Raw genomic sequence first — 20,273 nt, 5'->3', positions numbered from 1 at the left:
TCACGCTTCGTTGACGCGGCGGTCCGTGATCGGCCGTCCGCGCGTCAGCCCTCCCGGCGGAAGTCGTCGAGGGCCTCGGCCGCCGAGTGCCGGGCGACCGCGGCCAGTACCGGATTCTTGACCCGGTAGTAGTGGTCCGCCATGAGGCCGAAGGCCAGCGCCCAGCTCCTCCCCCGCGCCCACGTCGCGTCGTCCACCTCGACGGCCTCCCGGAACAGGCCGCGGGAGCCGGCGGGCAGCAGGGTCCAGGCCGCCATCGTGTCGCAGGCGGGGTCGCCTGTGCCGACCGCTCCGAAGTCGATGACGGCCGCCAGCCGTCCCCCTCGGGCCAGCACGTTGACCGGCAGCAGATCGCCGTGGAGCCAGGCGGGCTCGCCCTCCCACTGCGGGAGCCGGAGAGCCGACTCCCACGCCGCCGTCGCGACGTCCGCTTCCACCGTGCCGTCCGCCCCCAGGTCGCGGATCGCGGCGCGGACCTCCGGATCGCGGGTGCTGACCGGCCCGCCGCGGAAGGACGGCGGGCCGTCGGTGGCGTCGACCGCGCGCAGCGCGGTCACGAAGCGGCCCAGCTCGACGGCGGCGTGCGGCTGATCGGTGAGGGGCGTGTCGTGGGCGTTCTCGCCCTCCAGCCAGCCGAAGACCGACCACGGCATTTCGTAGCCTTCGTCCGGCCGCCCCAGCCCGAGCGGGACCGGCACGGCCAGCGGGAGGTGCGGGGCGAGGTGCGGCAGCCAGCGCTGCTCCTTGGCGACCTGCCCCGCCGCTCCGGGAACCCGCGGCAGCCGTACGGCCATGTCGTCGCCCAGCCGGTACATGGCGTTGTCCGTACCGGCGGAGCGGACCGCGGTGACGGGGAGGTGCGCCCACTGCGGGAACTGCGCCGCGATCAGCCGGCCGACCAGTGGGGCGTCGATGTCGACTTCGTCGGCGTGCATCTTCGTGCCCGTCATGCGGGGGCCTTCTTTCGTGTCGTCCGTCCGGCGGGGAACGGTACGACCGCCACCGTCGGCGTTCAAACGATTTACACCCCACGTAACCCCAACTGCCTTCATTTCAGGGGCTCTTCGAGGTTTATCTACGCGCGGAGCTACGACTCCCGAACGATCATTCGGGCATATCAGACGACTTCTTGCGCGGGCATTACCGGCGAGTACCGGGAGCTGCTAGAAACTGGGGCGCCCCACCAAATCCCCACCCACCCCCCACACTTCGAAGGGCTGGCAGCCATGTCAGTACGAAGAATCTGGGCATCCCTCTCCACTCTCGCCATCGCCACCGTCGCCGCGCTGGGCGCCGCCACTCCGGCCTCGGCGGCCGCCGGCGGCTACGTCGCTCTCGGCGACTCCTACTCCTCCGGCGTCGGCGCCGGGAGTTACCTCTCCGACAGCGGCGACTGCCGGCGCAGCACCAACGCCTACCCCCACCTCTGGGCCGCCGCGAACTCCCCGTCGTCGTTCGCCTTCGTCGCCTGCTCGGGGGCGACGACGTCTTCGGTCTCCAGCGGCCAGCTGGGCGCGCTGAGTTCGTCGACCGCACTCGTCAGCGTGACCGCGGGCGGCAATGACGTCGGGTTCGCGAGCGTCATGCAGGACTGCGTCCTGTCGAGCGAGGCCACCTGCGTGAACAGCGTGAACGCGGCGATCTCACAGGTGGAGAACGTGCTGCCGGGGCGCCTCGACTCGCTCTACAGCGGCATCCGTTCGCGGGCTCCGCAGGCGCGTGTGGTGGTGCTGGGCTACCCGCGCTTCTACAAGCTCTCGGGCAACTGCATCGCCGGGCTCACCGAGACCGAGCGCGGGGCGATCAACAGGGCGTCGGACATCCTGAACGACGTCACCGCCAAGCGGGCCGCCGATGCCGGGTTCACCTTCTCCAGCGTGGTGGACGAGTTCACCGGACACGAGCTGTGCTCCGGCGACGCCTGGATCCACAGCGTGTCGATTCCGGTCTACAACTCGTACCACCCCAAGGCCACGGGGCAGGCGGGCGGATATCTGCCGGCCTTCCGCTCGGCCGCGTAACGCACAGTCCCACACCCTCCCCCACGGGGTCCTCCCCAAAGGGATGCGGCGGTCACCGGAGTTCGTTCCGGTGACCGCCGCTTCTCCATACACTCCCGTACTCAGCCGTCGAGTGGGCGTGATGCCCTGACCGAGTACATGAGCGGGATACGGGGACGGTCCGCCGGGAAGCGGTAGTAGCCGTCGCCCTTCCGCTCCAGCGTGCCGAAGCGCGGGAAGAGCGAGGCGTCGTGCTCGTGCAGCAGCTCGATGCGCAGCCCGGCCGAGGCCAGCGCCGAGACGACCTCGCCCACCGGGTGCTGCCATTCGACGCTGCGGTTGTGGATCGTCGGAGCGTCGAAGTCGGTGTACGTACCCGGCGTTTCGTCCACCCACGCGTCGCGGCTGAAGTAGTCGTACGTGATCCGGGAGCCCGTCGCATCGTCCAGCGCGTCGGTCAGCGGATGGAACTCCGCGAGATACAGGAAGCCGCCGGGCGCGACGAGCGAGGCGGCGGTCTCGGCCCAGCGCTCGATGTCGGGAAGCCAGTTCAGCGCGCCGACACCGGTGTAGACGATGTCGTACGAGGAGTCGGGGACGGCCTCCGCCGCGTCGTACACATCGGCGGCGACGAACGCCGCGCGGTCCGGGGTGAGCCCGATCGACCGGGCCAGCCCGCGGGCGGTCTCCACGGCGGGTTCGGAGAAGTCGAGGCCGACCACATGCGCGGCGCCGTGCCGGGCCCAGGAGAGGGTGTCGAGCCCGATGTGGCACTGGAGGTGCAGCAGGGACTTTCCCGTGACGTCGCCGACCTCCGCGAGCTCGAAGTCCCGCAGCGCGTCCTTCCCCGCGCGGAACGCGTCGAGGTCGTAGAACTCGCTCGCCGCGTGTATCGCCACCCGCTCGTCCCAGCGCGCGCGGTTGGCGTCCTGCCAGTCGTCCGGAGTCGGTGCATGCATGCCCGAAAGTTACCCACAGGCCGGGCGCCGCGCGAACAGTTATCCACAGGCCACTCGGCCGTGGCGGCCGATCGGGTTGGATGGGGGCATGAGCGACACACAGAACGCCTCGTCCACGCCGGAGTGGGAGCAGCGTTTCCGCGCGCCCCGCGTGTCCCTGCCCGACTGGGCCGAGGACGCCCCTGACCGCTCACTCTTCGTCTCCAACGCCACCGGGACGTACGAGCTCTACGCCTGGGACCGGGCGAGCGGGCAGCAACGCCAGGTGACGGACCGGCCCAACGGGACGACCGACGGACTGCTGACCCCCGACGGCTCGACGATCTGGTGGTTCAGCGATACCGACGGTGACGAGTTCGGTGTGTGGATGCGCCAGCCCTTCGACGGCGCCCAGGGGGAGGACGAGCCCGCCGCCCCGGGCCTCGAACCCTCCTATCCGGCCGGTCTCGCCATCGGCCGCGACGGGACGTCGGTGATCGGCCGGTCGACCGACGAGGAGGGCACGACCATCCATGTCGTACGGCCTTCCGGCGCGCCCGTCGAGATCTACCGGCACCGGGAGTCCGCGGGGGTCGGGGACCTCTCCTACGACGGCACGCTGATCGCCCTGGAGCACACGGAGCACGGGGACGCGATGCACTCCGCGCTGCGTGTGGTGCGGCCGGACGGTTCCACGGTCGCCGAGCTGGACGACACCGAGGGCGGCACGAAGGAGCTGGGCCTCGCCGTGCTGGGGTTCGCCCCCGTGGCCGGGGACACCCGGCTGCTCGTCGGGCACCAGCGGCGCGGTCGCTGGGAGCCGATGATCTGGGACCCGGTCGCGGGCACCGAGACGGACCTCCCGATCGACCTTCCGGGCGACGCGGGCGCCGAGTGGTATCCGGACGGCTCCGCGCTGCTCGTCGAGCACAGCTTCGAGGCCCGCAGCGAGCTGTGGCGGTACGAGCCGGGTGCGCGGGAGCCGGTCAGGGTGGAGACCCCGGCGGGCACGGTGTCGGGCGCCACGGCCCGCCCGGACGGCACCGTGGAGTACCTCTGGTCCTCGGCCGCGCAGCCGCCGGTCGTCCGGTCCACGACCGGCGCCGTGGTCCTCGACCCGCCCGGTGCGAAGGCCCCGGCTTCGGTGCCCGTCGAGGACGCGTGGGTGGACGGCCCCGGCGGCCGTATCCACGCCCTCGTCCAGAAGCCCGCCACCGGCGAAGGCCCGTTCCCGACGGTCTTCGAGATCCACGGCGGCCCGACCTGGCACGACAGCGACGCGTTCGCCTCCGGCCCGGCTGCCTGGGTGGACCACGGTTTCGCCGTCGTACGGGTCAACTACCGCGGGTCCACCGGTTACGGCCGCGCCTGGACGGACGCGCTCAAGCACCGGGTCGGGCTCATCGAGCTGGAGGACATCGCGGCCGTCCGCGACTGGGCGGTGAAGTCCGGTCTCGCCGACCCGGACCGGCTGGTCCTGGCCGGCGGCTCATGGGGCGGCTATCTGACGCTGCTCGGTCTCGGTACGCAGCCGGAATCCTGGGCCCTGGGCCTGGCAGCCGTTCCGGTCGCCGACTACGTCACGGCGTACCACGACGAGATGGAGGCCCTGAAGGCGATGGACCGCACGCTGCTGGGCGGCACACCGGAGGAGGTGCCCGAGCGCTTCGAGGCGTCCTCCCCGCTCACGTACGTCGACGCGGTGCGCGCCCCGGTCTACATCTCGGCGGGCGTCAACGATCCGCGCTGCCCCATCCGTCAGGTGGAGAACTACGTGGACCGCCTCAAGGCCCGCGACGCGGTGCACGAGGTGTACCGGTACGACGCGGGCCACGGCTCCCTCGTCGTGGAGGAACGGATCAAGCAGGTCCGTCTGGAGCTGGACTTCGCACTCAGGCATCTCGGACAGGAGTGACGGGTGGGCCCCCGTTCCGGAGCCGCGGAGCGGGGACCGTACCGTGGAGGGGTGTACCGGTTCCTGCTGACCCCGCGATGGTGGGGGATCAACCTCTTCGTCGTGCTGGCCATCCCGTTCTGCGTGTTCATGGGCACCTGGCAGCTCGGCCGCTTCGAGGACCGCGTGCAGTCGCACGAGGAGGCCGAGAAGCGGCCCGATCCGGGTACGCGGGCCGCCAAGCCCCTCGACTCGCTGCTGCCGGTCGACAAGGTGACGTCCGGCAGCCCCGCGACCGCCACGGGGACGTACGCCGAGCAGTTCCTCGTCCCCGGCCGCGAGCTGGACGACCGTAACGGCTTCTACGTCCTCAACCTGCTCCGTACCGACAGCGGCAAGGCCCTGCCTGTCGTACGCGGCTGGCTGCCCGGCACCGCCGGGCGGACCGAGGTCCCCGCCGCACCGGCCGGCCAGGTCACCGTGACCGGCGACCTCCAGGCATCCGAGAACGCGGGCACCGACGGCGTGCACTCCGAGGGCGGGCTGCCCGAGGGCCAGCTCGGCATGATCAGCGCCGCGTCGCTGGTGAACCTCGTCCCGTACGACGTGTACGACGCCTGGGTCACGCTCCAGAAGCCCGAGTCGGGCGCGGCGGCCGAGCAGGGCGGGGCGAGCGCGCTGAAGCCGGTGCCCGCGGAGGCCCCGCAGGGCAGCGGGCTCGACCTGAAGGCGTTCCAGAACCTCGGCTACACCGGCGAGTGGTTCGTCTTCGGCGGCTTCGTGCTCTTCATGTGGTTCCGGCTGATGGGGCGCGAGGCCGAGGCGGCACGCGACGTGGAGCTGGGACTCGCGGCCGACGCCGACTGAGGCGCCGGCTGCACCATCCTCAGCTCCGACGTCCTTTGCTCCGACATCCTCACGGAGAAGCGGTGAGGACTCCCGTGCGATAGATCGTGCCCGCGCAGGCGTTGGAGATCTTCGTCTCCGCCACCGGGGCCCCGGCCTCCGGTGTGTGCGTCACCGCGATGCTGCCGTCCGCGGTCCCGCCGTCCTCGTCGGCGAACTGCGCTTCCACGTCCGTCGGGGTCGTGCCCTCGCCCGTGGAGCCGGCGGCGCCGTCCGTCGGAGTGGGGCTGGGAGAAGGACCGGTCGTCGGACACGTGTCCGTCGGGACCCAGGCGAACCGCACCTCGTACGCCATGGCCGGCTTCAGCATCACCGTGCCGGGCTCGGTCGAGGGGTCGGGCAGCCCGTCCGCCGGGTCACCCGCGGTGTGCTGGACGACCTGGATCTTGAGCGGGTCGGCCGCGCCCATCGCCTGCACGCCCACCGAGCCGTCGCTGCTCACCGAGCATTCCTCGCCGGAGATGTTGGAGATCCGGAAGGTGCCGTACACCGCGCCGTCCGCTCCGGCCTCGCCGGACTCGGCCGAGACGGCACGGAGCTGTTTCGATTCGCAGCTGGGCATGGCGGCCTCTTCGGAGCGCGGTGTGTCCGCGACGCCGCCGATGCCCTCGGGGTCGGGCGTGGTGCCGCCGTCCGCCGTGGGGGACGCCGAGTTGTCGGGTTCGCCCTTGCCGCCGTCGGTCACCGTGTCGGCGGGCCCGGGGGCCTCGTCGCCGCCGTGCTCCTCGCCCGGCTCCGACCCACTGCCCCCCTGGGCCTCCTCGCCGTGACCGGCGATGGCGGAGTTCACCCCGGCGCTGCCGTCCGAACTGGCGACGTGCACGAACGCGGGGACGGCGGTGCCGATCAGCAGGGCCGCAGCGGCGACCCCGACGACCGCCTGCCGCCGCCGCGCGCGCCGGGCGGGCACTGCGCGGTGCAGGTGGTCGAGGGTGCCGTGGGAGGGCTGGAGGTCCTCGACGGCTCCCTGCAGCATGCGGCGCAGGGCGATCTCGTCGAGACCCGCTCCCGCGTCGGCCGCCAGGTCCGGCACCGGCTCCGGCACCGGCTCCGGCGCGGGGCCTCCCCGAGCCTCGGCACCGTCCGAGTGCGCCTCCGAGTGCGCCTCGGACTGCCCATCCGGCTGCCCGTCCGACTGCGCGTCCGACGACACATCCGGCTGCGCATCCGCTTGGGCGTCCGGGGTGTTCTCCGACCCGTGGTTCACAATTCCGTTTCCAGTCCGGTCGCTCTCACGCCTGTGCTCGGGGCCACTCATGCCTGCGCCTCCATCACGACGCGCAGCGCCGCGATGCCTCGGGATCCGTACGCCTTGACCGAGCCCAGCGATATGCCCAGCGTCTCCGCGACCTGGGCCTCCGTCATGTCCGCGAAGTAGCGCAGCACCAGCACCTCTCGCTGGCGTCGTTGCAGCCCCTTCATCGCCTTGATCAGCGCGTCCCGCTCCAGCTGGTCGTACGCCCCCTCCTCCGCGCTCGCCATGTCCGGCATCGGCTTGGAGAGCAGCTTCAGACCGAGGATGCGGCGGCGCAGTGCGGAGCGGGAGAGGTTGACCACCGTCTGGCGGAGGTACGCGAGCGTCTTCTCGGGCTCACGTACCCGGTTGCGCGCCGAGTGCACGCGGATGAACGCCTCCTGCACCACGTCCTCACACGACGCGGTGTCGTCCAGCAGCAGGGCCGCGAGGCCGAGCAGCGAACGGTAGTGGGCGCGATAGGTCTCGGTGAGGTGGTCGACTGTGGTCCCCGCTGCCACCGTCTCCTCAGCGCCCTCGCGCTGCGAAGGCAGCCGAGTGGAACGCGCAGCGGGCATGGGCGCAATCACCGGCATACCGCCGGCTGCGCGGGGCCGCCGGAGCGGACGCAATGAAGCGCCTCGCAACGGGCCCACCACTGTGATGTCGAGAACCTCTGCCACGCCAGTTGGACACGCTTCCCCCCGTCAGGGTTGTACGCGTGCGCCACCGCGTTTGGCGCTGTGCGACATGCCCTCATACGTACCTGCTCTTCCCCAAATACCCCATTCATGCGCCCCACCACGCAAGAGTGACGGCATAGACGCACCAGCCCGACTCGCGGTTGCAGAAGGCCAGGAGATCATCGTCGGATACGGCAATGTCCCAGCTCAAGAGGTTCAGACCTGCTAGTTGCTCACAGGGGACGCACAGATCCTACAAAACCCGCTCGATCAGGAACGAGGAAATTCGGCCGCCACCGATTCGGCGATCTGCGCAACATTCAGCGCTGCCCCTTTTCGGAGGTTATCGCCGCAGATGAACATTTCGAGAGCCCGGGGATCGTCCATCGACTGCCTCACGCGCCCGACCCAGGTCGGATCGGTGCCCACTACATCGGACGGGGTGGGGAAGTCACCGGCCGCCGGACTGTCGAAGAGCACCACCCCGGGGGCGGTCGCCAGGATCTCGTGGGCCCGGTCGACGGCGACCTCGTTCTCGAAGCGCGCGTGGACCGACATCGAGTGGGTCGCGACGACGGGGACGTACACACAGGTCGCGGAGACCCGCAGACCCGGCAGGTCCAGCACCTTGCGGCACTCCTCGCGGATCGCGAGCTCCTCCGACGACCAGCCGTTCCCGGCATCGGCCCCGGCCCACGGCACGACGTTCAGCGCCACGGGCGCGGCGAAGGGGCTCGCCTCGCCGTCCCCGAGGGCACGCCGTACGTCTCCGGGGTGGGTGCCCAGCTCCGTACCGGCCACCAGCGACAGCTGCTCGCGGAGTGCGGCGACGCCTTCACGGCCCGCTCCGCTCACCGCCTGGTAGGAGGAGACGATCAGCTCCTGGAGCCCGAATTCGGCGTGCAGGGCACCGACCGCGACGATCAGCGACAGGGTCGTGGAGTGCGGGGACGCGACGATGCCGCGCGGCCGGAGCCGGGCGGCATGGGGGTTGATCTCGGGGACGACCAGCGGCACGTCGTCGTCCATGCGGAACGCCGCCGAGTCGTCGACGACCACGGCGCCCTTGGACGCGGCGACCGGCCCCCACTGGGCGGACACCTCGTCCGGCACCAGGAAGAGGGCCACGTCGACGTCGTCGAACACGTCCTCGGCGATGGCGAGGACCTCGGTCTCCTCACCGCGGACGACCAGCTTGCGGCCGGCCGAACGCGGCGAGGAGATCAGCTTCACGTCGCCCCAGACATCCGCGTGCTGCGAAAGGATCTGGAGCATGACGCCGCCGATCACCCCGGTCGCACCGACGACCGCGAGCGAAGGGCGGCTGGGCGTCATCGTCCGGTGCCTCCGTAGACCACGGCCTCGTCGGAGTCGCTGTCGAGTCCGAAGGCGGTGTGCACGGCGCGCACGGCTTCGATGACGTCCTCGGCGCGGGTGACCACCGAGATGCGGATCTCGGATGTCGAGATGAGCTCGATGTTCACGCTCGCGTCGGACAGGGCCTCGAAGAAGGTCGCAGTGACGCCCGGGTTGGTCTTCATACCGGCGCCGACCAGGGAGATCTTGGCGATCTGGTCGTCGTAACGGAGCGATTCGAAGCCGATCGAACCCTTCTGCCGCTCCAGGGCGTCGATGGCCTTGCGGCCCTCGGACTTCGGGAGGGTGAAGGAGATGTCCGTCAGGCCCGTCGACGCGGCGGAGACGTTCTGCACCACCATGTCGATGTTGACTTCCGCGTTCGCGATGGTGCGGAAGATCGCGGCGGCCTCGCCCGGCTTGTCGGGCACGCCGACGACCGTGACCTTGGCCTCCGAGATGTCGTGGGCGACTCCGGAGATGATCGCGTGCTCCACCTGCTGGTCCCCTTGCGGCTCGTTGCTGACCCAGGTGCCGCGCAGTCCGGAGAAGGACGAGCGGACGTGGATCGGAATGTTGTAACGGCGTGCGTACTCGACGCAGCGGTGCAGCAGCACCTTGGAGCCGGACGCGGCCAGCTCCAGCATGTCCTCGGAGGAGATCCAGTCGATCTTCCGGGCCTTCTTCACGACCCGCGGGTCCGCGGTGAAGACACCGTCCACATCGGTGTAGATCTCACAGACCTCGGCGTCCAGCGCCGCCGCGAGCGCGACAGCGGTGGTGTCGGATCCGCCGCGACCGAGGGTGGTGATGTCCTTCTTGTCCTGGGACACACCCTGGAAACCGGCGACGATCGCGATATTGCCCTCGTCGAGCGCGGTACGAATCCGGCCCGGCGTGACATCGATGATCCGCGCTTTGTTGTGAACCGAGTCGGTGATGACGCCGGCCTGGCTGCCCGTGAACGACTGGGCCTCGTGGCCCAGGTTTTTGATCGCCATGGCCAGCAGCGCCATGGAGATCCGCTCTCCCGCGGTCAGCAGCATGTCGAACTCACGCCCGGCAGGGATCGGGGAAACCTGCTCGGCGAGATCGATCAACTCGTCCGTCGTGTCGCCCATCGCTGACACCACGACAACCACCTGGTTGCCGTTCTTCTTGGCATCGACGACTCGCTTGGCGACGCGCTTGATGCCCTCGGCATCGGCTACGGAGGAGCCTCCGTACTTCTGCACGACAAGGCCCACGTGCGCTCCTCGCTCAATTCAATAGTGCGGTCGATTCAGTTTAACGAGCAGTCCGGAATCGCCTCGTCCTTACCAGATGGTGAGATGTCCCGCCCACCACCCGGTCCGGCGCGTCGACCCGAACTGCTCGTAGAGGGTTGCTGCCCGCCGAACGCCGGACCACGCCCGTTTGTGTCCCAGCCCACACCGCCCCCTGGGTAGGCTCATGTCCATGTCAGTCACTTGGAACGACGCCGTTCGAAGGCTCCTGGACGAGCCCATACCCGCCGTGCTCGCCACCGTGAACGCGGACGGAAGTCCGCAGACGTCGGTGGTCTGGATCGCCCGGGAAGGCGACGACATCGTCATCTCCACGGCCGAGGGCCGCCGCAAGGACCGCAACGTACGCCGCGACCCGCGCGTCAGCCTGACCGTGTACGACCCCAAGGACCCGGACCAGTACGTCGAGGTCCGCGGCACCGCCACGGTGACCGCCGACCCCGGCCGCGCACTCGCCGTCCGCCTCGCGGAGGAGTACGAGGGCCCGGGCGCCGGCGAGGAGTACCTGGCACTCCCGCCGGAGGTGGTCCGCGTCGTGATCCGGATCGCGCCGCACCACATGGTGGGCTCGGCCACCGCATGACGAACGCCGGGGTGGCGCCCATGTGGGCACCACCCCGGCGGTGTGATCGTCGCTCCCGCTACATCAGGGCGGCGATCTCCTGGTCGGTGGCCGCTCCGGCGAAGACGCGGGCCTGGTCGACGGCGCCGTTCAGATACTCGCCCCAGCCGTCGGCCGTGCGGCCCCGGCCGATCTGCAGACCGCCGCTGCTCTCCCACGCGTCATGGAATTCCGCGGTTCCCCCCGCGTCCACGTAACCGTCCACGTAGAGCTTGACCCGGTCCGTCGCGTCGTCGTAGACCACGGCGATCCGGTGTCCAGCGCCCTGTCCGCCGTCCGGCCACTCGACTCGCGACACGACCGTCTCGGCAGCTCCCGGCGCGTCCGCGTGGGACATCACCAGCTCCCAGCTCCGCGTCGCGGGCGTGTAGCGGACCTTGAAGGCGTCACCGTGCTCGCCGCCCTGGGAGAGCGCCGTCATCGGGTGAGCGGGCTCGTTGTCGGCCAGCCGCACCGTCGCGCTGACGGTGAAACTGTCGTCGGTGTCGACGACCGGCTTCTCGGTCGCCGCGTACCCGGTGGTGCCGTTCAGGGACAGGTGCCCTTCGTCGACGAGGGGCCAGTCACCCGGCGTGCAGTCCGGGTTCACCTCGCAGTCGTCCCCGCCCCGGAAAATCGAGGCGCCCGCAGCCAGCTTCAGCGGTTCGCCGCCGCTCGCCTCGGCGCTGATGCCCGCCGGGGCGTCTTCCAGGGCCCAGTGACCGCGCAGCTGCGCCGCACGGTTCCCGAGCTGTGTGATCTCTGCGGAACCGACCACCCGGTCGTAGACCCGTACGTCGCCGATCTCGCCCTTCCAGCGGTCCCGGTAGCCCAGAGTGCCGCGCGACCGGCCGATCTGGAAGTTTCCGTCGGCCGCCACAGGGGTGACCGCCTTCTCCTCGCCCACGGCACGGCCGTTGACGTAGAGCCTGGCCTTGCCGGTCTCGGCGTCGTACGCCCCGAGGACGTACGCCCACTCGCCCGCCTCCGGCAGGCCGCCGGTCGTCCGCGTCCCGTCGACGCCGAACGACCACACCGGGCCACCGTCCTCCTGTCGCAGGCCGAGGGTGAACGCCGGCGCGCCGACCGCGTCCTGACTGGCGATCGTGCGGACGCCGTCGACCGCCGTCGGCCGCACCCAGCCGCCGACCGCGAACGTCTCCCCCGCCCCTGTCACCGAGGCGTCGGGGGTCAGGAAGCCGTGGCCCGTACCGTCGAGGGTGACCGTGGACGTAAGAGCCGTACCGGAGGGAGCGGGCGACCCGAAGGAGGCTCCGATTCCGGCGCGGGCCGCAGGTCCGGCCGCAGCGGCAGCCGTACGCGAACCCGCCTCGTCGGCGAGGGTCCAGCGTGCGGCGGGCGTCCGGCCCGAAGCGACGCGGAACGTGTAGTTCGTCGGGATGCTCCCGTTCCCCGCCCTGTCCCGCGCCTGTACCTCCAGGGTGAACACTCCACCGGCCGGCGGCATGTATCGGAGGTCCGCGGACCCATCGGGGCCGGACGCCGCCGCCGTCAGCTGGGGACCGCCGAGGAAGCGGTACGTGTAGGAGACGACGTCGTCGGAAGCCGAGTCGACGTGGAAGGTGCCGTAGACGCCGCCCCCGTCGGTCCAGGTGTCGTCGTCCGGGTAGTCGGTCGAGGTGACGACGGGCTTGGCCGGCGCCGTACGGTCGTAGACGAACTCGCAGGGAGCGCCCCCGCCCTCGGTGCTCCACGGGGACGCGGAGCCGCCGTCCACGTCGACCGCCCGCACACGCCACGAGATCACGGTGTCCTCGGGGATCTCAGCCGGCAACTGCCACGAGAACGGAGTGGTGTCGCTCCTCATGCCGGTGGCGAACGTCCGGCGCTCCTCGGCGCCGCCCTCGCCCTCCCACCAGGCTTCGAACTCGCCGCTGACCCGCGTCGCTTCGCCCGGCTGGTGGTCGCCGCCCGCATACAGACGGGCTGTCAGGCTGGGCACGGTCCCGATGAACGGCCGGCTCTCCCCCGCCGCGCACGGGCTGCCCCAGGTGCTGAGGTCCCCCACGAGCGGCTGCGGAGGCACCGCGGTCTCCGCCACCGCCACCCCCGGCGCCGCCAGCACCGCCCCCGCGACCAGCGACGTCACCGCCGTCCATCTGGCCCATCTGTGCTTCGTGTTCCCCGACATGCGCATGCCCCTCCCCATGGCCCGTGAGAATCACGAGCCATGGGGAGGCTAGCAACGGCCGCCGACAACGGCGCGGGAGTTTCGGCGCGGGGCCGGCCAGGCGCGGCCTGGTTACTTCACCGGCCGCAGACCCAGCGGGCCCGCGATCTCCTGGACCATGACGCGGCCCGCTTCCTCGGCCAGGTCCTCGTCGCCTGGGTCCTGGTCCGTGTCGAGGCCGTCCAGCTCCTCCAGGGGCTGGTTCAGGCGGATGTGGGCGACCAGGGACTGGAGGGCGCGCAGGGTGGCGGAGGCGGTGGAGCCCCAGTTGGAGAAGTACGAGAACTGCCACCACCACAGCGCCTCGGCCGTGCGGTCCGCCTCGTAGTGGGCCAGGCCGTGGCCGAGGTCCGTGACCAGGTCGGCCAGGTCGTCGGAGATGCGGTGCGGGACCGGGGCCTTGCGGGGCTCGTACGGGTCGAAGACCTCGGAGTAGACGTCGATCGGTTCGAGGAGGGCCGCGAAGCGCTCGCGCAGGCCGTCCGCGTCCGGCTCTGGGCCGAGGTCCGGCTCGTAGCGCTCGTCGGGCAGGACGTCCTCGTACGCACCGAGCCTGCCTCCCGCCAGGAGGAGCTGGGAGACCTGGAGCAGCAGAACCGGGACGGCCTCTTCGGGCTCCTCGACCTTGGACACCTCGGTGACCGCGACGATGAACGTCTTGATCTGGTCCGCGATCTGGACGGCGAAGTCGTCCGGGTCCTGCGTGACGGAGTTCAGCGTGGCGTCAGACATCGAGGGGACCTCCCGTAGGCACGGTCTCGAACGGTGAGTGGGGCCTGAGAAGCACAGCGCGGGTGTCAGACATCCAGGAGTCGCCTGCCTTCGAACGCGCGGCCCAGGGTGACCTCGTCGGCGTACTCGAGGTCTCCGCCCACGGGCAGGCCGCTGGCCAGCCGGGTCACCCTCAGGCCCATCGGCTTGACCATCCGCGCCAGGTACGTCGCGGTGGCCTCGCCCTCCAGGTTGGGGTCCGTCGCCAGGATCAGTTCCGTGATGGAGCCGTCCGCGAGCCGGGCCAGCAGCTCGCGGATACGGAGATCGTCCGGGCCCACGCCCTCGATCGGGCTGATCGCGCCGCCGAGTACGTGGTAACGGCCCCGGAACTCGCGGGTCCGCTCGATCGCGACGACGTCCTTGGGCTCCTCGACCACACAGATGACCGTGAGGTCGCGGCGGGTGTCCCGGCAGATGTTGCACTGCTCCTGCTGAGCGACGTTGCCGCACACCGAGCAGAACCGGACCTTGTCCTTGACCTCCAGGAGGGCATGGGCGAGGCGCCGTACGTCGGTGGGCTCGGCCTGCAGGATGTGGAAGGCGATCCGCTGCGCGCTCTTGGGACCGACGCCGGGCAGCCTGCCCAGTTCGTCGATGAGGTCCTGAACAACGCCTTCGTACACGGAAAGCCTCTCCACTGCTCTGTCGCTGTGCTGCTCGTACCGTAGTTGGTACGCCTGGGTATCAGTAGGTCTGGTGCGGGTCCGGTCAGAAGGGGAGACCGGGCATGCCGCCCAGGCCCTGGGTGAGGGGGCCCAGCTTCTGCTGCTGGAGCGCCTGCGCGTTCTCGTTCGCCGCGTGGACCGCCGCGACGACGAGGTCGGCGAGCGTCTCGGTGTCCTCGGGGTCCACGGCCTTGGGGTCGATCACCAGGGCACGGAGCTCGCCGGAGCCGGTCACCGTGGCCTTCACGAGACCGCCGCCCGCCTGTCCGTCGACCTCGGTCCTGGCCAGTTCCTCCTGGGCCTCGGCGAGGTCCTGCTGCATCTTCTGGGCCTGCTGGAGCAGCTGCTGCATGTTCGGCTGACCACCACCGGGAATCACGGTCACTCCTGGCATTTCGACGACAAATGTTTCGGTAAGCCGAGCCTACGTGCTCGTCGGTCGCCGCGCCCCACTCGCCGGGGACCAACTCTTTCGGGTGAGATTTGGAACGCGGTAGTCACCCTCCTATACCTGATCACAGGCCGTGCACACCCAGGAATCCCGCGATTTCGACTCCACGGCCCACCATTCGGCGGTAGGAAGGGCATGCGTATCAGTACACCCACGCGCATCAGCGGTAACGCAGAGTTACCCGGAGCCAGACCCAGAACCCACGTCGCGAACCCACGTCGTTCCTACGCAGAGTGCAGAGGAGTGCCCCGGTGAGTCAGCCGGAGATGCAGCCCGAAGGGCCGCCCCGCAAGGAGTCCGGCGAGGGAACCGGTGGAGAAACCGGAACTGAGCGCTCCGTTCCAGCCCAGGGAAGGGGGTCGTCCAGGGACCTCACGGTCCGGTCCTTCCCGCTCGGCGACTGGGGCGAGCCCGCCGAACGTCTCGACGAGCTCTACCGCTGGGTCGAGGACGGCGCCCTGCGCACCGTGGACTGGTATCTGCACGACCGCCTCCGCAAGCGGCGCGCGGCGCGGGCGCTGCGGCTCGGTACGGCGACCGGGGCGGTCGCGGGGGCGGCGCTGCCGCTGCTCGATCTGACGGGCGCGCTGGACGGGGCGGCGGGGTGGGGCTATCTGTCGCTGCTGCTGGCCGCGGCCTGCACGGCCTGCGACCGGTACTTCGGGCTGACCTCGGGATGGATAAGGAATCTCGCGACGGCGCAGGCCGTGCAGCGGCGGCTTCAGGTGCTCCAGTTCGACTGGGCCTCGGAGTGCGTACGGGAGGTGCTCGGGCCCGCCGAGGGCACGGCGAGCGAGGCCGCGGAGCGGTGCCTCGGGGTGCTGCGGCGGTTCTCGGAGGACGTCACGGAGCTCGTGCGGTCGGAGACGGCGGACTGGATGGTGGAGTTCCGGGCCGGGCCCGCGCCCCTGGGGATGCAGTCGATGGTGTCGGGGGGCGCGGGGCGGGCGGAGCCGGGCGGGCCCGTGGGCCGGTTCGCCCTGCCGACCGTCGCCCGGCCGAACATGCCTCGGCAGAGGCCGCCGGAGGCGCCGAGGTAGGGCGGTGGAGGACGAGCCGTCCGTGGGGGAATGCGTCAGCTGAAGATGATCATGGAGCCTTGGGCGAGGCTTCTCGTCGCCGCCGCGTGCAGGCCCAGCCAGACGTGGCGTTCGCGGGCGAACGGGTTGTCGTCGGGGGCTATCGGACCGGCCGGTTCCTCCAGCGTCGTCGGGCCGATGGGCGGGAGCGGGGCGGCGGGCGGGTTGGCCGGGTCGATGCCGATCGAAGGGGCCACGGACTCCAGCTCCCGCAGCAGACCGTGCGAGGAGCCCAACGGGCCCCCGCCCTCCAGCAGTTCGTCGTTCGAGAGCGGAGCGGAGAAGTCCACCGGGACGTACGCCCCCGCGTGGTCGTAGTGCCAGACCAGATGCGACTGCTGCGCGCTCTGCTCGAACATCTCCAGCAACTGCTCGTAGTCCCCGCCCAGTTCGTCGACGGGAGTCACCGCGAGGCCGCTCAGCTGGAGCAGGTAGGCGCGGCGCAGGAAGTGCAGCGCGTCGTAGTCGAATCCCGCGACCGGGGCGACATCCCCGGTGAGGCCCGGCATGTAGGCGTAGACGGGGACGGGCGGCAGTCCCGCGTCACCCAGCGCCTTGTCGTAGGTCGCGATCTCTTCGGCGAACGGGTTGTCGGGGCTGTGGCACAGCACATCGACGAGGGGGACCAGCCACAGGTCACAGGCCACGAATGCTCGCTCTCCAACGGGTTCGTGCGATGGTCGGGACAGCGTAATGCGGACGGAACGTCGCGCACAGTGCACCTCCCGAACCTATTCCGCCGCTTCAGCGGGCGGTGTGGCGGCACCCGGGTGCGCCAGGTCACCGGCCGCGAGCTTGTCCGCCCACTTCAGGCCGTGCTCCTTGTACGCGTCGAGCACCGCGCGTACGGCCTCCGCGTCCGTGTCCATGATCGCCTGCACCAGTTCCTGGTGGCCGCTCCACAGCCAGTCCAGTACGTCGGCCTCACCGCGCAGATACGGCACGGCGAACACCCACGCCTGGACGCGCAGACGGTGCAGGAAATCGGTGATGTAGCTGTTGGCGACGATCGCGCCGAGCTCACGCCAGAAGCGCAGGTCGTAGCCGATCAGGATGTCGAGGTCGCCGCAGCGGGCCGCCCGCGCGGCTTCCTCCGCCCGGCGGCGTACGGAGACGAGCGTGTCGCGGTACGGGGCCAGGCGCGCCGAGGCCGGCTGCTGCCCCTCGAAGACCCCGCGGAACACCCCGTCGATCACGAGTGCGCGGGCCTCCACCATCGACCGGTAGTCGGCCACGCTGAACTCGCGCACGCGGAATCCGCGGTGCTGGTCCGATTCGAGGAGCCCCTGCGCGGAGAGGTCGAAGAGCGCCTCGCGCACCGGGGTGGCGGAGACCCCGTACTGCTCCGCGATCTGCTTGACGGTGAACTCGCGGCCCGGCTGGAGACGCCCGGCCAGCACCTCGTCACGCAGCGCGTCGGCGATCTGCTGCCGCAGCGTATTGCGGGTCACACCTCCGCTCGCACGCATGGTGCCCCCTCCCCTTTTCGGCTCCGGTCACCTTAAGCCAGGCGCGGGCGGGGAGGAGGGGGCCATGTGCGGGACTCGTTACGCGGTGTGGTCGTCGGTGACCTACGCGGTGTGCTCGTCGGCGACCGAGAGGGCCACGTCCAGGGCCGCGAGGCCCTCCTTGGCCTCCGCCTCGGTGACGTTGCAGGCGGGGACGGCGTGGGTGCGGTTCATGTTGATGAAGGGCCAGAGGCCGTTCTTCTTCGCCGCCGCGCCGAAGGCCGCCATCGGGGCGTTGTCCGCGCCCGACGCGTTGTACGGGACCAGCGGTTCGCGGGTCTCGCGGTTACGTACCAGGTCGAGGGCCCAGAACGCGCCGAGGCCGCGGACCTCGCCGACGGACGGGTGGCGCTCGGCCAGCGCGCGCAGGCCGGGGCCGAGGACGGTCTCGCCGATGTGGGCGGCGTTCTCGATGACCTTCTCGTCCTCCATCACCTTGATGGTGGCGACGGCGGCGGCGCAGGCCAGGGGGTGACCGGAGTACGTCAGTCCGCCCGGGTAGGGGCGGGTCTCGAAGGTGGCGGCGATCTCGGCGTTGATGGCGACTCCGCCGAGCGGGACGTAACCGGAGTTGACGCCCTTCGCGAAGGTCATCAGGTCGGGGACGATGTCGTAGTGGTCGGCGGCGAACCACTTGCCCGTACGGCCGAACCCGGCCATGACCTCGTCGAGGACGAAGACGATCCCGTACCGGTCACAGATCTCGCGGACGCCCGCGAGGTAGCCGGGCGGCGGCGTCATGATGCCCGCGGTGCCGGGGATGGTCTCCAGGATGATCGCCGCGATGGTGGACGGGCCCTCGAAGGCGAGGGTGTCCTCCAGGTGCTGGAGCGCGCGGGCGCACTCCTCGGCCTCGGTCTCGGCGTAGAACGGCGAGCGGTAGAGGAACGGCGCCCAGAAGCGGACGACGCCCGACGAGCCGTTGTCGGAGGGCCAGCGGCGCGGGTCGCCGGTGAGGTTGATCGCAGTGGAGGTGGCGCCGTGGTACGAGCGGTAGGCGGAGAGCACCTTCGTACGGCCGGTGTGCAGCCGGGCCATGCGGACGGCGTTCTCGACGGCCTCGGCGCCGCCGTTGGTGAAGAAGATCTTGTCCAGGTCGCCCGGGGTGCGCTCGGCGATGAGGCGTGCGGCCTCGGAGCGCGACTCGATGGCGAAGGCGGGCGCGAAGGTCGTCATCTTCCCCGCCTGCTCCTGGATCGCGGCGACGACGGTCGGGTGCTGGTAGCCGATGTTGGTGTAGACGAGGCCGCTGGTGAAGTCCAGGTAGCGGTTGCCGTCGTAGTCCCAGAAATACGCCCCCTCGGCGCCGGCGACGGCGAGCGGGTCGATCAGGCCCTGGGCGGACCAGGAGTGGAACACGTGCGCGCGGTCGGCGGCCTTCACGGCCGCTCCGGCCGCGGAGTCGACATACGGGGCATGAGGGGTCATGCCGTGAGCGTAGGTGCTGGTGGGGGTGTGCTCCATGGCCACCTTGTATGGAGTGTGGCGTTCCGTTCGGCAGGGTGTCGGGTCCCCCGGGTCCGGGGCCAATTGACAGCATGCTGCATATATGACAGCCTACTGTCATAGCTGATGGTTCCGCGTTTCCAGTTCTGGAGGTCGCCATGACCCGCAAGACCGTTCATCTCGCCGTCTACGACACCTTCGCCGACTGGGAGACCGGGCACACCACGGCCCATCTCACGCAGAACGGCTACACGGTGCGGACCGTCGGAGCCACGACCGATTCGGTCACCACCATGGGCGGGGTACGCATCCAGCCCGATCTGGCACTCGACGAGCTGCGGCCCGAGGACAGCGCGCTGCTCGTCCTGACCGGGGCGAGCCTCTGGGACACCGGCGACGAGCTGGCTCCCTTCGCCCGCGAGGCACGCGCCTTCCTCGACGCGGGGGTGCCGGTCGCGGCGATCTGCGGAGCGACAGCCGGTCTCGCACGCGAGGGGCTGCTCGACGACCGGGCCCACACGAGCGCGGTCTCCTTCTACCTGGCGGCCACGGGTTACGCGGGGAGCGCGCGGTACGTGGAGGCGGACGCGGTGACGGACGGCGGCCTCGTCACGGCCGGGCCGACGGAGCCGGTGGCTTTCGCACGCGAGGTGTTCGGGCTGCTGGGGGTGTACGACGCGAAGAAGCTGGACGCCTGGTACCGGCTGTTCCACGACTCCGACGCGAGTGCGTACGAGGTGTTGACGGGATGAGTGGCCGCGAGGACCAGGAGCGGCTGAGCCGCACGGCGCTGGGTGTCTTCCGGCTGAACGGCCAGTTCCTCTCCGTGGCGGAGGATCTGGCCCGGCCGTCCGGGCTCACTGCGGCGTGGTGGCAGGTGCTCGGTGCGGTGGTGGGTGAGCCGCTGCCGGTGTCCGGGATCGCGCGGGCGATGGGCATCACGCGGCAGAGCGTGCAGCGGATCGCGGATCTGCTGGTGGGGAAGGGGCTGGCGGAGTACACGCCGAACCCGGCCCACCGCCGGGCGAAGCTCCTCCGCCCGACGGAGGAGGGCAGGGCGGCGATGTCCCGGATCGGCCCCGGCCACGCGGAGTTCGCCGCCCGGCTCGCACAGGAGCTGGGGGCGGAGGGGTTCGCGGAGACGGTGCGGGTCCTGGAGCGGCTGTCGCAGGCGGTGGAGGCGGTGGGCAGGGACGTGTCGGGCCCGTCCGGCGATTGAATCCGCCCCGGCCTCCGCGACGAGAGCGAGGCAGACCGTGAT

General features: G+C 70.7%; 20 protein-coding genes. 7 read left to right on the top strand and 13 right to left on the bottom strand.

What is annotated here, in order from left to right:
- Window positions 1–44 precede the first annotated feature (44 nt).
- Complete coding sequence (locus tag ACWGO0_RS01005; RefSeq protein WP_453525994.1) at window positions 45–950, bottom strand: aminoglycoside phosphotransferase family protein; 906 nt, start codon at window positions 948–950, stop codon at window positions 45–47.
- Window positions 951–1,226: 276 nt separating this feature from the next.
- On the opposite strand from ACWGO0_RS01005, the gene ACWGO0_RS01000 reads away from it, so the two are divergent.
- Window positions 1,227–2,021, top strand: a complete 795-nt coding sequence (locus ACWGO0_RS01000) for an SGNH/GDSL hydrolase family protein (RefSeq protein WP_453525991.1) — start codon at window positions 1,227–1,229, stop codon at window positions 2,019–2,021.
- 101 nt (window positions 2,022–2,122) lie between these two features.
- Here ACWGO0_RS01000 and ACWGO0_RS00995 read toward each other — a convergent pair whose 3' ends face one another.
- Entirely contained in the window at window positions 2,123–2,959 is an 837-nt protein-coding gene (locus tag ACWGO0_RS00995; RefSeq protein ID WP_453525988.1) for a class I SAM-dependent methyltransferase, read from the bottom strand.
- A gap of 88 nt (window positions 2,960–3,047) precedes the next feature.
- Here ACWGO0_RS00995 and ACWGO0_RS00990 point away from each other — a divergent pair, with 88 nt between their 5' ends.
- Entirely contained in the window at window positions 3,048–4,853 is a 1,806-nt protein-coding gene (locus ACWGO0_RS00990; RefSeq protein WP_453525986.1) for a S9 family peptidase, read from the top strand.
- A 51-nt stretch (window positions 4,854–4,904) separates the two neighbouring features.
- Window positions 4,905–5,699: an SURF1 family protein gene (locus tag ACWGO0_RS00985; protein WP_453525983.1), complete on the top strand. Its 795-nt coding sequence runs from the start codon at window positions 4,905–4,907 to the stop codon at window positions 5,697–5,699.
- 49 nt (window positions 5,700–5,748) lie between these two features.
- On the opposite strand, the gene ACWGO0_RS00980 is transcribed toward ACWGO0_RS00985, so the two are convergent.
- From ACWGO0_RS00980 to ACWGO0_RS00965, 4 genes are all read right to left on the bottom strand, one after another.
- Window positions 5,749–6,945 carry a hypothetical protein gene (locus ACWGO0_RS00980; protein WP_453525980.1) on the bottom strand — a complete coding sequence of 399 codons (1,197 nt, stop codon included), beginning with the start codon at window positions 6,943–6,945 and terminating at the stop codon, window positions 5,749–5,751.
- A gap of 47 nt (window positions 6,946–6,992) precedes the next feature.
- Window positions 6,993–7,568: a SigE family RNA polymerase sigma factor gene (locus ACWGO0_RS00975; protein WP_453525977.1), complete on the bottom strand. Its 576-nt coding sequence runs from the start codon at window positions 7,566–7,568 to the stop codon at window positions 6,993–6,995.
- 357 nt (window positions 7,569–7,925) lie between these two features.
- Complete coding sequence (locus ACWGO0_RS00970) at window positions 7,926–8,990, bottom strand: aspartate-semialdehyde dehydrogenase (protein WP_453525974.1); 1,065 nt, start codon at window positions 8,988–8,990, stop codon at window positions 7,926–7,928.
- The gene (locus ACWGO0_RS00965; RefSeq protein ID WP_453525971.1) at window positions 8,987–10,258 is read right to left on the bottom strand and encodes an aspartate kinase; all 1,272 of its coding nucleotides are present in this window, start codon (window positions 10,256–10,258) and stop codon (window positions 8,987–8,989) included. Before ACWGO0_RS00965 ends, ACWGO0_RS00970 begins: the two co-directional genes overlap by 4 nt.
- Before the next feature lie 211 nt (window positions 10,259–10,469).
- Between ACWGO0_RS00965 and ACWGO0_RS00960 the strand changes: the two genes are divergently transcribed.
- Window positions 10,470–10,880, top strand: coding sequence for a PPOX class F420-dependent oxidoreductase (locus ACWGO0_RS00960; protein ID WP_453525968.1), 411 nt, complete (start codon window positions 10,470–10,472; stop codon window positions 10,878–10,880).
- A 58-nt stretch (window positions 10,881–10,938) separates the two neighbouring features.
- Here the strand turns inward: ACWGO0_RS00960 and ACWGO0_RS00955 are convergent, their stop codons facing one another.
- The 4 genes from ACWGO0_RS00955 to ACWGO0_RS00940 all read right to left on the bottom strand — a co-directional run bounded on the left by ACWGO0_RS00955 (window position 10,939) and on the right by ACWGO0_RS00940 (window position 14,907).
- Window positions 10,939–13,050 (bottom strand): LamG-like jellyroll fold domain-containing protein, encoded by a 2,112-nt coding sequence (locus ACWGO0_RS00955; RefSeq protein ID WP_453525965.1) that lies wholly within the window; start codon window positions 13,048–13,050, stop codon window positions 10,939–10,941.
- 111 nt (window positions 13,051–13,161) lie between these two features.
- The gene (locus tag ACWGO0_RS00950; protein ID WP_453525962.1) at window positions 13,162–13,821 is read right to left on the bottom strand and encodes a DUF5063 domain-containing protein; all 660 of its coding nucleotides are present in this window, start codon (window positions 13,819–13,821) and stop codon (window positions 13,162–13,164) included.
- 65 nt (window positions 13,822–13,886) lie between these two features.
- Window positions 13,887–14,486, bottom strand: a complete 600-nt coding sequence (gene recR, locus ACWGO0_RS00945; protein ID WP_328910986.1) for a recombination mediator RecR — start codon at window positions 14,484–14,486, stop codon at window positions 13,887–13,889.
- A gap of 85 nt (window positions 14,487–14,571) precedes the next feature.
- On the bottom strand, window positions 14,572–14,907 hold the full coding sequence (locus ACWGO0_RS00940) for a YbaB/EbfC family nucleoid-associated protein (RefSeq protein ID WP_453526385.1): 336 nt from the start codon (window positions 14,905–14,907) through the stop codon (window positions 14,572–14,574).
- A 323-nt stretch (window positions 14,908–15,230) separates the two neighbouring features.
- Between ACWGO0_RS00940 and ACWGO0_RS00935 the strand changes: the two genes are divergently transcribed.
- Entirely contained in the window at window positions 15,231–16,019 is a 789-nt protein-coding gene (locus ACWGO0_RS00935; protein ID WP_453525958.1) for an SLATT domain-containing protein, read from the top strand.
- Window positions 16,020–16,054: 35 nt separating this feature from the next.
- On the opposite strand, the gene ACWGO0_RS00930 is transcribed toward ACWGO0_RS00935, so the two are convergent.
- The 3 genes from ACWGO0_RS00930 to ACWGO0_RS00920 all read right to left on the bottom strand — a co-directional run bounded on the left by ACWGO0_RS00930 (window position 16,055) and on the right by ACWGO0_RS00920 (window position 18,994).
- A complete protein-coding gene (locus ACWGO0_RS00930; RefSeq protein ID WP_453525955.1) occupies window positions 16,055–16,705 on the bottom strand; it encodes a hypothetical protein in 651 nt (216 codons plus the stop codon).
- An 84-nt stretch (window positions 16,706–16,789) separates the two neighbouring features.
- Complete coding sequence (locus ACWGO0_RS00925; protein WP_453525952.1) at window positions 16,790–17,527, bottom strand: GntR family transcriptional regulator; 738 nt, start codon at window positions 17,525–17,527, stop codon at window positions 16,790–16,792.
- Window positions 17,528–17,629: 102 nt separating this feature from the next.
- The gene (locus ACWGO0_RS00920) at window positions 17,630–18,994 is read right to left on the bottom strand and encodes an aminotransferase class III-fold pyridoxal phosphate-dependent enzyme (RefSeq protein ID WP_453525947.1); all 1,365 of its coding nucleotides are present in this window, start codon (window positions 18,992–18,994) and stop codon (window positions 17,630–17,632) included.
- Window positions 18,995–19,170: 176 nt separating this feature from the next.
- Between ACWGO0_RS00920 and ACWGO0_RS00915 the strand changes: the two genes are divergently transcribed.
- Both ACWGO0_RS00915 and ACWGO0_RS00910 read left to right on the top strand, forming a co-directional pair.
- Window positions 19,171–19,764 (top strand): type 1 glutamine amidotransferase family protein, encoded by a 594-nt coding sequence (locus ACWGO0_RS00915; RefSeq protein ID WP_453525944.1) that lies wholly within the window; start codon window positions 19,171–19,173, stop codon window positions 19,762–19,764.
- Complete coding sequence (locus ACWGO0_RS00910; protein WP_453525941.1) at window positions 19,761–20,231, top strand: MarR family winged helix-turn-helix transcriptional regulator; 471 nt, start codon at window positions 19,761–19,763, stop codon at window positions 20,229–20,231. Before ACWGO0_RS00915 ends, ACWGO0_RS00910 begins: the two co-directional genes overlap by 4 nt.
- The last annotated feature ends 42 nt before the right edge of the window (window positions 20,232–20,273 follow it).

This window comes from Streptomyces sp. NPDC055749 (genome assembly GCF_053617235.1).
Note: the sequence above shows the minus strand (reverse complement) of the source record. Positions and strands in the feature narration are given on the sequence as shown.